Origin of the sequence: Colwellia sp. BRX8-7 (assembly GCF_014077275.1) — a bacterium.
Taxonomy (GTDB): domain Bacteria; phylum Pseudomonadota; class Gammaproteobacteria; order Enterobacterales; family Alteromonadaceae; genus Colwellia_A.
This window is the reverse complement of sequence record NZ_JACGVP010000007.1, coordinates 97,190-110,819: the sequence shown is the minus strand read 5'-3', so window position 1 is coordinate 110,819 and position 13,630 is coordinate 97,190. Positions and strand designations below refer to the sequence as shown.

Annotated in this window: 10 protein-coding genes; 5 read left to right on the top strand and 5 right to left on the bottom strand. The window is 36.8% G+C overall.

What is annotated here, in order from left to right; translation table 11 throughout:
- The first annotated feature begins 13 nt into the window (after positions 1-13).
- Positions 14-946 carry a PA2778 family cysteine peptidase gene (locus H4J57_RS08765; protein ID WP_259366826.1) on the top strand — a complete coding sequence of 311 codons (933 nt, stop codon included), beginning with the start codon at positions 14-16 and terminating at the stop codon, positions 944-946.
- Between the two features lie 145 nt (positions 947-1,091).
- Here H4J57_RS08765 and H4J57_RS08760 read toward each other — a convergent pair whose 3' ends face one another.
- The 3 genes from H4J57_RS08760 to H4J57_RS08750 form a co-directional block, all read right to left on the bottom strand.
- Positions 1,092-1,556 (bottom strand): hypothetical protein, encoded by a 465-nt coding sequence (locus tag H4J57_RS08760; protein WP_182242535.1) that lies wholly within the window; start codon positions 1,554-1,556, stop codon positions 1,092-1,094.
- A gap of 2 nt (positions 1,557-1,558) precedes the next feature.
- Positions 1,559-2,371 (bottom strand): PEP-CTERM sorting domain-containing protein, encoded by an 813-nt coding sequence (locus tag H4J57_RS08755; RefSeq protein ID WP_182242534.1) that lies wholly within the window; start codon positions 2,369-2,371, stop codon positions 1,559-1,561.
- Between the two features lie 317 nt (positions 2,372-2,688).
- Positions 2,689-2,826, bottom strand: a complete 138-nt coding sequence (locus tag H4J57_RS08750) for a hypothetical protein (protein WP_182242533.1) — start codon at positions 2,824-2,826, stop codon at positions 2,689-2,691.
- A gap of 403 nt (positions 2,827-3,229) precedes the next feature.
- On the opposite strand from H4J57_RS08750, the gene H4J57_RS08745 reads away from it, so the two are divergent.
- The 4 genes from H4J57_RS08745 to H4J57_RS08730 all read left to right on the top strand — a co-directional run bounded on the left by H4J57_RS08745 (position 3,230) and on the right by H4J57_RS08730 (position 6,687).
- A complete protein-coding gene (locus H4J57_RS08745; RefSeq protein WP_070375969.1) occupies positions 3,230-3,898 on the top strand; it encodes a GntR family transcriptional regulator in 669 nt (222 codons plus the stop codon).
- Between the two features lie 379 nt (positions 3,899-4,277).
- Complete coding sequence (gene galE / locus H4J57_RS08740) at positions 4,278-5,288, top strand: UDP-glucose 4-epimerase GalE (RefSeq protein ID WP_182242532.1); 1,011 nt, start codon at positions 4,278-4,280, stop codon at positions 5,286-5,288.
- A 116-nt stretch (positions 5,289-5,404) separates the two neighbouring features.
- Positions 5,405-6,166, top strand: coding sequence for a tRNA-uridine aminocarboxypropyltransferase (locus H4J57_RS08735; protein WP_182221828.1), 762 nt, complete (start codon positions 5,405-5,407; stop codon positions 6,164-6,166).
- 83 nt (positions 6,167-6,249) lie between these two features.
- The gene (locus tag H4J57_RS08730; protein ID WP_070375975.1) at positions 6,250-6,687 is read left to right on the top strand and encodes a DUF3010 family protein; all 438 of its coding nucleotides are present in this window, start codon (positions 6,250-6,252) and stop codon (positions 6,685-6,687) included.
- A 148-nt stretch (positions 6,688-6,835) separates the two neighbouring features.
- Here the strand turns inward: H4J57_RS08730 and H4J57_RS08725 are convergent, their stop codons facing one another.
- On the bottom strand, positions 6,836-10,891 hold the full coding sequence (locus H4J57_RS08725) for a hybrid sensor histidine kinase/response regulator (RefSeq protein ID WP_182242531.1): 4,056 nt from the start codon (positions 10,889-10,891) through the stop codon (positions 6,836-6,838).
- 355 nt (positions 10,892-11,246) lie between these two features.
- On the bottom strand, positions 11,247-13,406 hold the full coding sequence (locus H4J57_RS08720; protein WP_182221826.1) for a M3 family metallopeptidase: 2,160 nt from the start codon (positions 13,404-13,406) through the stop codon (positions 11,247-11,249).
- Positions 13,407-13,630: the final 224 nt, after the last annotated feature.

Below are 13,630 nucleotides of genomic sequence, written 5' to 3'. Positions count from 1 at the left end.
ATTGGTCAGCTTTTTGTTTTTAGCTAATGGCTGTGCAACGCCACCGCAAAGCAAGGCACTCTTGGCTTCACCGCCTGACATTAAGGCTAAACATCAAATTAACAACGTACCTTTCTTCCCCCAGCAAGATTTTTTTTGTGGTCCTGCAACGTTGTCTGAAGTTTTTAATTATTATGGGGTGGAAAAAGATCAACAAAGCTTAGCGGCTGAGTTATTTGTTCCAAAGTTAAAGGGTAGCTTTCAAATTGAGATGGTTGCTTCTGCTCGTCAAGCTGGTTTTGTTGCTTACGCACAAGAAGGTAATTTAGCTCAGTTATTGTCGTTAGTTAGCGAAGATATACCTGTTGTTGTTTTGCAAAATGTCTCAACGCCTTGGTATCCGATGTGGCATTATGCTGTGGTTACCGGTTATGACTTAAAAAAACAACTTATTACCCTGCATTCGGGTGACCTTGCTAATAGAGTTGCTGAGTTTAGTGTTTTTGAAAGAACATGGGCTAGAGGTAAATATTGGCTTTTAGCTGCGCTCCCCCCGACTAAAGCCAGTCAGTATTTGAAGCCATTCATTTATACGCGCGCAGCCCAAGATTTAATTTCAGTAGGGAAAAGCTCAGCGGGCATAACAGCGCTTACCCAAGCAACCAAGCAATGGCCAGATTATTGGCTACCTTATTTTTTATTGGGTAATTACTTTTTAAGCCACGATGTTAAACAAGCAAATTTTTGGTATCAACAAGGCTATAAATTAGCAACACAAGAGTCTGCTTACCTCAATAATTATGCTTATGCATTAAATGCGATAGGCTGTAACCAATTGGCAAAACAAACGATTGAACAAGCCTTAATACTCGCACCGAAAGACGCAAACATTATTGATAGCCAACAAGTTATTTATCAAAGTAAAGAAACAGCACAATGTTCGATGTCATCTGTTTCACTGCATTAATGAGTTTAGCTTTTTCATGAACCTTTTAAAATTAATACTATGCGGTCAAGGAGACCTATTAATAACAAGTTTCCCCCTTAGTGTTAGTACCGCTCAGTATTAGTTCACGCTAGTGCCAATCCAAGTAGGGGGGGACTAATGGGGATCACTTAAATAGTATGGTTGCTTTTTCTTTTGGTAATAAGGCGTCTGGCCTTTCTATTCGATAAAGACCATTAGTGTGCTTTTTTAATAACCAGAGACCTTCATTACCTATCTCTAAAACAACATCAGTACTCTTTAACATTCCATTAGCTGTGAAAGGTGGGAGTTCTATTAAAATACTCTGTTGACTAGTTGGCAGTCCTTTAAATACCTGTTCGATATAAATAGCACCCACACGAATAACTTGTTTGTTTGTAAGTGTTATATTTTGTTTAAGTATTAGCTTTCCTGTTACGGCGACATCAGAAGTTTTAATAAGCGCTTGCGAGCTTAAAAATATTTGATCGCCATGAGCGACAAACGAATTTAGTAGCATAAATAAAAAAAGTAAACACGTACGTAGCTTAGTATAAAAGACTATTTTTTTTTGTACTATAGAGCTATTTTTTAATAAAATAAAAGTCACCACTAATATTTTTTTCTTTTTACAACAAGCATAAGCAAGGCAGTTAACAATAACAAAATAGTGCTTGGTTCTGGAATAGCGGCGATTTGAACATCTCGAAGACCTACTCTCGTTATTAAAGTATCGAAATTTCTATTAGAGAAGGCACGGTCTAGTACTCGTTGGTTGTTTGGCATAGACGTTGGTGAAGCACCTGTTGCCATCAAACCATAATCCGACTCACCGGGATTAAGTTCTTTGTTCGTTGGATGTGATAAGGAAAGAGAATGGCCAATTTCATGTGATGCTGTACCGGCTATCAGGTTAATCAGTTGTGTATTATTAGCGGCATAGCTGGCTAAGTATGTTGCTATATTATTGGTAAAAATTGAACCAATAACCTTCCCTTGCCCATACGATGTTAAAGCACATCCTGGGCAGGCATGACCTAAATATGACTCTCCACTGGTTACGTTACCGAATTGAAAATACGAGAATTGACTATCGCCATTGCTTGGGCCTGAACCTATTACGCCAACTTCGAAATTAATATTTAGCTCTTTGCCAGCCGATAAACCAGCATAGCTATAGCCAAAGAAGTCATTGCTGATCGCCGACGATATATTGTTAATAACGTCATTTAAGCCCATGTTACTAAAGCCATAGATAGATTCATCAAAAGCATTAGTCTTGGCGCCATACATATCAGTAGAGTCGATAGTCGTGAAGTCTAAAATGATCGTGGTTGCTGCAGATTTTGGCATAAATAATGCCATTGCAGTAACCAATAACAGTAAAGTGAATATTCTTTTTTTTATTATTTGGTGGTTTTGCATGGTAAGCCTTTGTGTTTGCCAAGTTATATATGAAAAAAATTACTCTATGGAGCTTAAAATCAATTAAAAAATGATTGTAGTTCGTTGTATAATACGACCAAGTTGTAGTTATCGCTATCTTATTGGTGATGTTATTGTTTAATATAATATTGCGTTATTTTAACGCATAAAAATGCCAAGTCCCAGTGTTGTATTGTAATCTCCATCGTTTTCTTCGTCATAAAAGGGTGTTGATGTTAATAACTTTATACGTCGATTAATGCCCTGTAATAGTTGTGTTACTTAAAGAATTTTTAACTAGCTGGCTAGTCTTTATTTTATTTGTCATTAAAAGGGTTATGGGTAAATTGACACTTAATAGTGCTAGCTGAGCTCTTTTCAAAGACAAGTAAACGGCTTTTAAAATGGGTGATTTCAGCAAGTGCTACTTTAAAGAGCAGATAATAATAATTCATAGAATTTATCCCTAATTAGAGGCCAACTTAAAGACCAATCTTGTTGCAAGTGAAATACTTTAATGTCGCGTAAAAATGATTTAGCGGTTGTCTATGAAATCATCATTTAATTGACAATAAGGTACCAACAGAAGTTGAAGTGTATTCATAAAAAAAACAAGGTAAGCCATGCGTTTAGCGCTAATTAAATGGTCGTAATCACTATTGGGAATGCAAATCAACTCCTCCCCCAATCATTGGTTATTAAAATCAGCCCTATGAGTCACTAACTAGATTATTAAGTCGGTAGGTTTGAAGTTATAACTTTCATTGATAACAACAATAAGCGGCTAATATTTGTTAGTCGCTTTTTTTTAGCTAATAAACCCTTATAATGTCAGCACACTTGCAAGAGAAGTACTTTATGACCATTGTTTATAAAACCCGAACTCAGTTAGTTGTTGAAACCCTTAGAGAGAAGATCCTCAGTGGCGAAATTCAAGCAGGACAACCTTTACGGCAAGCGGCATTAGCCGAAGAGTTAAATGTTAGTCGAATTCCGGTACGTGAAGCGTTACTACAATTAGAAGCTGAAGGTTTAGTTGCTTTTGAACCGCATAAAGGCGCTACAGCTACCGAGCTAAATGCTAGTCAAGTTGATGAATTATTTGAACTACGTGCTATGTTGGAAGCTGATTTGTTGGCGTCATCAATCCCTCGTCTTACGGTTGAAAAACTTGATGAAGCGACAGAACTTCTTGGAAAATTAGACAAAGCGCTTGGTAAAGAAAATGCGGCTAATACCTGGAGCGAATTGAACTCTGATTACCATAACTGTTTATACTCAGGGGCAAATCGTCCGCAAACACAAGACTTAGTAAACACCTTAAATAAAAATGCAGACCGTTATATTCGCATGCATTTATTATGGGCAGGGGGTATTTCAAAAGCAGAATCTGAACACAATGAATTACTCGCTTTATGTAAAGCCGGTAATATTGAAAAGTCTGTTGCTTTGTTAAAACAGCATATTTTGGGTTCTCGTGATGAAATAAAAGCGTTCCTTTGTGCAAGAGAGCTCGCAGAAGGATAATGTTAATTCAGCCTAACCAATAAAGTAGCGGCAAAGTCTTGTCTGTACTTTATATTGTTGGATAGTAAAACATAACGGCTACTATGTTTATTTGGGATGTATTAAATCACTTATAATATTTTTGCGTAGAATTTAGCCTGATAATATTGAGCATTGAGCATTGAGCATTGAGCATTGAGGCTAAGGTTAACAGTCGAGCAGACACGGTAGACATTTAATTATCCAAAAAATCCTTAGTAAGTTTATCGCGACAGTGTCAGAATATCACTCATAACACAGTGATTAAATAAAGTATCACTTTCCCATCGTCATCCTGAATGAATTTCAGTATCAATATGACGGCTTTAAGATCTCGGATCTATTTAAACAAGGACTAAAAATGAGTTTATTAATCACCGGCGGTACTGGATATATCGGTAGTCATACCGTGGTAGAGTTACTTAAATTAGATAAAGATATTGTTATCGTTGATAACTTATCAAATTCATCTACCTTAGTCCTTGATCGCGTTAAAGCGATTACCGGGAAAACAGTAACCTTTATTAAAGCTGATATTTGCGATGAAGCAGCGCTCGATGCTGTTTTTGAGCAATATAATATCGAAGCAGTTGTGCACTTTGCTGGCTTAAAAGCGGTTGGTGAATCAAACGAAATTCCACTGAGTTATTATCAAAATAATGTCTCAGGCTCTGTTACTTTATTTCAGGTGATGGCTAAACATGGCGTTAAAAATTTAGTTTTTAGCTCATCTGCAACTGTCTACGGTGAGAATAACCCATCTCCATTAGATGAAACTATGCCAACTTCTGCGACTAACCCTTATGGGCAAACTAAATTAATGGTAGAACATGTGCTGTTTGATTTAGCGAAAAGTGATAGCGAATGGTCAATCGCATGTCTGCGTTATTTTAACCCGATTGGCGCACATGAATCAGGGACTATTGGTGAAAATCCTAATGGTATTCCTAATAATTTATTACCTTATGTTGCCCAAGTAGCTGTAGGACGTTTACCTCAACTACAAGTCTTTGGAGATGATTACGACACGCCAGACGGCACCGGTGTTCGTGATTATATTCATGTGGTAGATTTAGCGATTGGTCATGTTAAAGCGTTAGAGAGTTTAACAAAAATACAAGGCTGTAAAGCCATTAATATTGGTACGGGAAATGGTACGTCGGTATTAGAAATAGTGAATACTTTTGAACAAATTAGTGGTCAAAACATCGCTTATAAAGTTGTACCGCGCCGCGCGGGTGATATTGGCACTGTTTACGCTGATGCATCATTAGCAAACAGCCTATTAGGCTGGCAAGCAACACGTAATTTAAATACTATGATTGCTGATACTTGGCGCTGGCAGTCACAAAACCCCAATGGGTTTGAGTAAGTTAATTTATTCAGTAAACCGCAATTTTAAGCATTGCACATCAAACTAAAAATCACTAAAGTAGCGGCCTTAATTGCCGCTATTTTTTTATGTTAGAATTGGTCTTAATTACACTTATGCACGCTGTACATAAACTTCATCATTATCGTATGAGTCTGAGCACGACGACTTACAAGTCTCGTGGGCAACGTGTTGTACGTTGTGACTTATGTCGTCTAGCAAAACCCCATTGTATTTGTTCATATTCGCCAAAATCTACCAGTAATGCCGGTTTTTTATTATTGATGTATGACACAGAAGTACTAAAACCAAGTAATACAGGCAAGTTAATTGCTGATGTCGTGCCAGATACCTTTGCATTTCTTTGGTCAAGAACTAAAGAAAATAAAGAAATGTTAGCCATTTTAAACGACGAGCAATGGCAACCTTATGTTGTTTTTCCTCAACAGTATGCACAGGCTGAACGTGAGGTTTTTTGTAATGAAATGACCATACCTTCAGGTAAAAGACCACTCTTTGTTATGTTGGATGGTTGCTGGCGTGAAGCGAAAAAAATGTTTCGTAAAAGTCCTTACTTGAACCAATTCCCCATTGCTGCTTTTGACCCACACTTACTTGACGAAGCGGCTAACACCTCTCGCTATCAAATACGCATTGCCGAAGAAAACTATCAATTTGCTACCGCAGAAGTCGCGGCAAAAATGTTAACAATGGCAAAAGAACCGGTCAATGGACAATTATTGGATCAATGGTTTGATATGTTTAGTTATCAATATCAAAAAAGTGTTTGCCAGAAAAATAAAGGTAACCCCAAAGCCTTAGAAGATTATCTTGATTTTACTAAGCAAAAGGGGATTAAATTAAAAGCAACACTATAGGGTAATACAACTAATGTCATTAACTGTTTCGGTATTCACTGTTTCGGTATATAATGCGACCGCGAATTTAATGAGGGTAAGTTATGAGAATATGTGGTGTTGAATTAAAAGGTAATGATGCAATTATTTGTATTATGTCACGTGAAAACGGTTTGTATGATATTCCGCAAACACGCGTGCAAAAAATATCTTTAGTAGATGCAGGTGATTCCGAAGCAGTACAACACTTCCAATTTACCTTTGCTAAATTGATGGAAGACTATCACGTTGATAAAGTTGTTATCCGTGGTCGTGCTTTAAAAGGTAAATTTTCTGGTGGACCGATCGGCTTTAAATTAGAAGCGTGTATTCAACTTATAAAAGAACTACAAGTAGAAATTATTGCGGGTAGTTTTGTTAAGAAAACCCTGGTAAGAAGTCAAATAGATATTGATTTTCGTGATACCGGCTTGAAGCAATATCAAGAACCTGCCTTTGATACCGTTTTTGCTTTTTTTGAAAGTGACCCTTACATGAAGTAAGTGTTTCTTTTGGTTGAAGCTGATAAAAACCCCAGTAAGTTTGCACTTACTGGGGTTTTTACGTTTACGACGAACAGTAGGATGTGGTGCTAATCGCCAGATTAATATGCTTCAAATGTGCTAACAGATAAAATGATGAGAAACGTTATCAGTCACTTTTGTTAATAACCGTTAATAACGCCGCAATAAGCTCATGGGTGCTAGATTTAATAGCGGCAGAATTTTTTTTCTTAATATTGGACTCTAAGCTCATTGCGACTCGTGTTATGTTGCTATAACCAAACATTTGTGCGGCTCCAGCTAGTTTATGTGCTTGCTTAGCAAGTGCATCATTATCATTCGTTTGGTTCAACAATATGAAGTTTTTATGTTCTGCAATTAAACCCACTTCAAATTTAGCAACCAAATCAGATATATCAATGTTGCTATTAGTTAGCGAGCTATTGTCTTCGTAGTTGGTTTTGATAGGCTGTTCAAAATACTTAGCGATGGTATTGATAAAGTTTTGTCGCTCAAAAGGCTTAGCTTGAAATCCATTAAACCCTAGCGCTAAATATTGTTCTAGATCTTTGGCTAAGGTATTTGCCGTTAATGCAATAATCGGTACTTCACAAGATCTAGCTCTTAGAATTTTTATCGCTTCTATACCATCCATTTTTGGCATCTGAATATCAAGTAAGATTAAATCAGGTTTATTTTTAAAGTAAGACGCTATTACTTCGTAGCCGTTTGTCGCAGTATAAACCTCAAAACCTAGTCCGGTCAGTAGCCTGCTCATTAAATGCCTATTATCATCATGGTCTTCAGCCAATAAAATAGCGCCACTGAAGGTCTTCTTTGTTACTTCGAATTCTTTTACAATCTCAGTTGAACTGGTGGGAGTGAACGGTAATATCAAGGTAAAAATACTGCCTTGACCTATCTCACTTTCAACATCGATTATTCCCCCCATGAAGTCTGCTAATTTTTCAGATAAATTTAACCCTAAACCTGAGCCACCAAAGCGCCGACTAATGCTGGTATCTGCTTGTGTAAAGGCGTCAAACACTCTTCTTAATTGTTCATCACTGATACCTATGCCTGTATCACGTATTTTGAAGGTTAATTCGTTGATATGATTATAATGTTGCGCGTATATTTCAATAGCAACATCTCCTTTTTCAGTAAACTTAATGGCATTTGAACAAAGGTTAATAAGAATTTGCTTTAAACGAAAGCCATCAATATTGATCATAAAAGGGGAGGGCAAAGTATGGTATATGGTAAAATTTAAGCCTTTAGATTTAGCTTGTTCTGAGAAAATATTTTTAATGTCGACAAGTATTTGTATCAGATCTAAGGCCGTTATTTCTAATTCAAATTTATTTGCCTCTATTTTGCTTAAATCTAGGGTATCATTCAATAAGCTCAGCAAGTGCAAGCTATTATTATATATAACTTTTATGCTGTCAGCACTGTTATCAATATCACCATGTAATATCGCTTCAGTTTGGCCAATAATAGAGGTTAAAGGTGTTCTTATCTCATGGCTCATATTCGCTAAGAATTGAGATTTAACTTCATTCGCTTTAATAACCTTTTTCGATTCTTGTTTGATTGAAGCCGTTTGTGTGGAAACTTGATGCTCTAATTGCTTAATAAGGTCACGTTCAAAAATTGCTTTTTTTTGATGAGCCCTAATAAAAAAGACTAATATGAGCAAAGATGAGATGAAATATAAGGTATATGCCCACCAAGAGTTCCAGAACGGTGGTTGCACGGTTATTTTAAGTGAAACACCTTCTTCATTCCAAATACCATCAGGGTTGCTTGCTTTTACTCTTAGTAAGTATTCACCACCAGATAGATTTGTGTACGTTGCTCGGCGATTTTTATAATCGGTCATTATCCAATGGTCATCAAAACCTTCAAGCTTGTATGCATATTGATTTTTTTTTGGGGCAGAAAAATGTAAAGCACTAAACTCAAACGCCACTAAATTTTCTTTGTGGCTTAAAGTGATTGCTGATGTTGCATGGATCCCTTGCTCCAAAAAAAATGTACCATCTTCTGGTTTTGCCTTATTTTTATCGTGTTCTTTATTGGCATCGATAGAGACTGATTGATTCAACAATAGCATTTCGGTGAAAACGACCACAGGTTTATTGTTATCCTGCATTAGCTTATTAGGAAAAAATCGATTAAAACCATTAATGCCGCCAAAAAACAATTCGCCACTGTCACTCTTATAAGAAGCGCCAGCATTAAATTCATTACTTTGTAAGCCATCGGCAACATCATAATTTTTAAACGTTTTAGACTTGGGGTTAAATTGAGATAAGCCTTGATTGGTACTTATCCATAAATAACCTTGATCATCAATCTCTATTGCATAAATGGTGCTATCAGGTAATCCATCCTCTTCGGTAAAACGTACAAACTCCCCTGACGTCATATCCATAAGGTTTAAGCCATTCATGGTGCCTACCCAAAGGTTACCCTCGTCATCTAAAGCTATTGAGCTAATATAATTATGACTTAAAGTGCTTGGTTGAGTCATATCATGACGATAATGAGTAAATACTTCAGTCTTCGGATTGAAATAATTAAGGCCCTCAGCAGTAGCCACCCAAAGGTTTTTTTGGTTATCTTCAGTTATTGCTAAAACATGGTTATGGCTCAAACTGTTTAAATTAACTTCACTATGCTGATAGGTCCTAAATTTTTCAGTTTTAGGGAGAAAATAATCTAGACCATTAGTAGTACCTATCCAAAGGTTATTTTGGCTGTCTTCAGTTATCGCTTGGATACCTCTGCTACCTAAACTGTCTGAATCATCCAAGTTATGCCAATAATTACTGAATACTTCCGTTTTGAGGGTGAATTTATTTAATGCACTCCTAGTGCTAAACCAAATATTGCCTTGGTGATCTTTAGTTATTGCGTTAACCCCGTTATTACTTATATTTTCTGGGTTAGTTTTATTTATACTATAATGCTCAAACTGCTGAGTTTTTTTATTAAAGCGATTAATACCTTCTGAATCAACCCCCACCCAAAGGTTGCTTTGCGGGTCTTCAACGATCGCAGCAACCCAATTACTACTTAAGCTCCCGGGGGTAAGGATATCTCGACGGTAATGTCCAAACTGTTCTATTTTTGGATTGAAGCGGCTAAGACCCGCTTTGTTAGTCCCTGACCAAATATTACCTTCTCTGTCCTCTAAAATAGCCATAACACCACCAGAGCCTAAGCTATTTATATTAGCCTCTTCATGACGGTAATAGGTGAAAGCCTCAGTTTCAAGGTTTAGTCTATTCAATCCTAAACTTGTCCCAATCCAAAGGTTGCCGTTTTTATCAGCCGCTAACGTGAAAACTATTCCATCGCTTAAACTATTAGCATTATTAGCCTCATGGCGGTAATGAGTAAATTGCTCAGTTTGCAGACTAAATCGATTTAAGCCGTTTTCAGTAATCATCCAAAGATTATTTTGTCTATCGGTAATTATTGACCAAACTGGTCCTTGAATTATGCTATTGGGGTCGTTAGCACTGTGAAAGTAATGAGTAAAATTCTCGGTTTTTGCATTAAAGCGACTAAGACCAGCATGAGTGCCAACCCAAATTTCGCCGTTATTATCCTCTAATATTGCCCAGACATTATTATGGCTTAAACTCTTTGGATTATTTATATTATATTTATAATGAGTAAACTGCCCTGTTTTTGGATCAAAACGATTAAGTCCGCCCCGAGTACCTATCCAGATATTGCCTAAGCGGTCTTGAGTTATTGCATTGACAACATCATGGCTTAAGCTATTTGGCTTATTAGCATTGTAACGAAAGTGTCTAAACTGTTCAGTTCTCGGATTAAAGTGATTAAGTCCAAATTCTGTACCTATCCATAGGTTAGCACTTTTATCTTCAAATATAGTTCGAATCACATTGCCTGTTAGTGAGTTCTGATTTTTACCACTATGCTTAAATACTTTAAACGTATAGCCGTCATAACGTGCTAACCCGTTGGAAGTTCCTGCCCATATGAAGCCTTGTCTGTCTTGTAGTATTTGATTTACATCACTTTGTGGTAGGCCATCTTCAATAGATAGACGCTCAAACCGAGTTGATTGCACTGCAGCGAATGAAACGCAGGAAGGGAAAAGTATCAGCAAAAATAAAAACAGCGAAGGCTTTATTTTACGGTTGTTGAAAATAATACTCATTTTTACAAAACCTTTCAATATGAGTAATACAGCAGATTTTAACTTCATAATTGGGGGTTAACTTTAGTGAGCTATATGGCGATGAAAGAATATTATTATTACATTATTAGGTTATAAACAATACAAATAAACTTTTATTAAAAATTTTTAAAGCTGGACGTTATTCTGCTGAAGAGGACTTTATTGGATATAAAATCAGCATGTAAATATAAGCACTTAGCTTTTTTATTACCATAAAACGCTATGTCAGTTAATATCTTTTTCAGCTCTAAATCGTCATGCTGAGACTCATATAAATCTAGTATCAGCATGACGGAGTCTTAAATAACGGATATTAATAATATTAGGGTTAACGTTATTTAGTTGTTGTTAAACCACGACGGTCAAGCAAAGGTTGAACTTTAGGGTCTTGGCCTCTAAAACGACGGTACATTATGGTGGGATCTTCACTACCACCGGGCTCTAAGATATGCTTACGGTATAAATCTGCAGTTTTCTCATCGAATATGCCATTTTCTTTAAACGCTAACCATGTATCTGCATCATAGATATTTGACCAAATGTAGCCATAATAACCTGATGAATAACCGCCAGAGAATATATGAGAAAAGTAACCTGTTCTATAACGAGGTGATATCTCTTTAATTAAGCCAATTTCTGATAAGACCTTTTTCTCAAATACGGCAGCATCTTGCAGCTCTGCTGTTTCTAAAGAATGCCAACTCATGTCAAGTAAAGCTGCACCAAGGTATTCAGTGGTACCAAAACCTTGATTAAATTTACCTGAAGCTTGAATTTTATCAACTAATGCCATTGGAATAACTTCACCTGTTTTATAGTGCTTAGCAAAGTTTGCTAATACTTCTGGTTCAGTCATCCAATTTTCCATGACTTGTGAAGGATATTCAACATAGTCACGTGGTAAAGCAGTACCTGTTTGTGAGCGGTAATAACCGTTAGACAACAAGCCCTGAATTGCATGACCGAATTCATGAAATAAAGTTGACGCTTGATCAAAAGTTAATAATGTTGGCGTATCACCTACCGGGCGTGGATAATTTAATACGTTGTAGATAATAGGGGTAACTTCTTCACCATACATACGATGTTGTTTACGGAAGCTGCTCATCCAAGCACCACCACGTTTACTTTCGCGCACGTAATGGTCAGTCATATAAATACCAACATAGCTGCCGTCTTTATCAAAGACTTCAAAGGTACGTACATCTTCATGGTATTTAGGTAAGTCGTTGCGTTCTTTGAAGGTTACGCCCCATAATTTCTCTGCGGTGAAAAATATTCCCTGTAAAGTACCTTCTAGCGAGAAATATGGCTTAGTTTCTGCTGCATCTATATCGTAGCGAGCTTTACGAATTTTCTCAGCGTAGTACCACCAATCCCAGGCTTCTATTTCAATTTTAGTGCCTTGTGAGTTAGCCAGCTTTTGCATATCAGCTGACTCTTCTTTTGCTCTCGCTAAAGCAGCTGGCCATACTTGATTTAATAAACCAAATACGTTTTCAGGTGTTTTAGCCGTCGCATTTTCAAGGACAAAATGTGCGTGAGTTTTATAACCTAATAACTGTGCCTTTTGGTAACGTAAGCTGGCTGTTTCTGCAGCAATACTCTTGTTATCAAACTCATCGTCATTGTTACCGCGCATGGTGTAACCTTTATATAAGGTTTCCCGTAATTTACGGTTAGTTGCATAGGTTAGAAAGGGATTTTTGCTAGGACGATGAGTGGTGAATACCCATTTACCCTCATGGCCTCTATCGCTTGCCGTAACAGCCGCGGCGGCAATAATATCATCAGGTAAACCGTTTAGATCAGCCTTGTTATCAATAACCATTTCAAAGCTGTTCGTTTCGTGTAATAAATTTTCGCCAAATTTTAAGCTTAATTCACTCAATTGCGTATTAAATTGGCGTAATTTTACTTTGTCAGCATCTGATAAATTAGCACCACCACGGACAAAACCTTTGTAGGTTTTCTCAAGTAAGGTTAATTCGTTTACTTGTAAATTCAGTTGATCTTTTTTGTCATAAACTGTTTTTACCCGAGCAAACAATTTTGCATTAAGATTAATGTCGTCATTTAGCGCTGATAATTGTGGTGATACTGCTTTGGCAATATTACGCATTTCTTCGTCAGACATTGAACCGGTTAAACCGTAAAATACATTACTGACGCGGTTAAGAAAGTCACCTGACTTTTCCATCGCTTCAATGGTATTTGCAAATGTTGCTGTGTTAGTGGCATTGGCAATAGTGGAAATTTCTATTTTATTTTCACTAATAGCTTGCTCAAATGCGGGTAAGTAATCACTTTTTTTAATTTGATCAAAAGGGGGGATGCCGTGTGGCGTAGTAAATGCACTGAACAATGGATTTATATGTTCAGCTTTTTTAATTTTTTGCTGACTTTCTTTGGTTTGATTCTTGTTATCGTCGTACGACTGACAACCGGCTAATGCGATAGCAATAGCAAGCGGGGCGAGTAAGCGCTTTTTCATAAATGACCTTTATTAAATGTTAGACAATTAAATGACTTTGTTAATATCGTATAGACAAAGCTAATGAATTTATTCTATGTTGCACTCGGCCAAGCTACAAGATGCAGCACGTTTAAAAACGGTGAGTAACCGGTTAAAAAAGCTGAATTGTTAAGTTGTCAGCTTTTACCTTGATTATTTTTGTAAAATACAGAATAAGATAAATAAGTAGGCTTTAGTGGAAA

What these genes read in the sequence shown, in the direction of transcription:
- H4J57_RS08755 (WP_182242534.1), bottom strand. Translation starts at nt 2,371, where the DNA reads ATGCAAAACCACCAAATAATAAAAAAAAGAATATTCACTTTACTGTTA.
- H4J57_RS08750 (WP_182242533.1), bottom strand. Translation starts at nt 2,826, where the DNA reads ATGAATTATTATTATCTGCTCTTTAAAGTAGCACTTGCTGAAATCACC.
- H4J57_RS08745 (WP_070375969.1), top strand. Translation starts at nt 3,230, where the DNA reads ATGACCATTGTTTATAAAACCCGAACTCAGTTAGTTGTTGAAACCCTT.
- galE (WP_182242532.1), top strand. Translation starts at nt 4,278, where the DNA reads ATGAGTTTATTAATCACCGGCGGTACTGGATATATCGGTAGTCATACC.
- H4J57_RS08735 (WP_182221828.1), top strand. Translation starts at nt 5,405, where the DNA reads ATGCACGCTGTACATAAACTTCATCATTATCGTATGAGTCTGAGCACG.
- H4J57_RS08730 (WP_070375975.1), top strand. Translation starts at nt 6,250, where the DNA reads ATGAGAATATGTGGTGTTGAATTAAAAGGTAATGATGCAATTATTTGT.
- H4J57_RS08725 (WP_182242531.1), bottom strand. Translation starts at nt 10,891, where the DNA reads ATGAGTATTATTTTCAACAACCGTAAAATAAAGCCTTCGCTGTTTTTA.
- H4J57_RS08720 (WP_182221826.1), bottom strand. Translation starts at nt 13,406, where the DNA reads ATGAAAAAGCGCTTACTCGCCCCGCTTGCTATTGCTATCGCATTAGCC.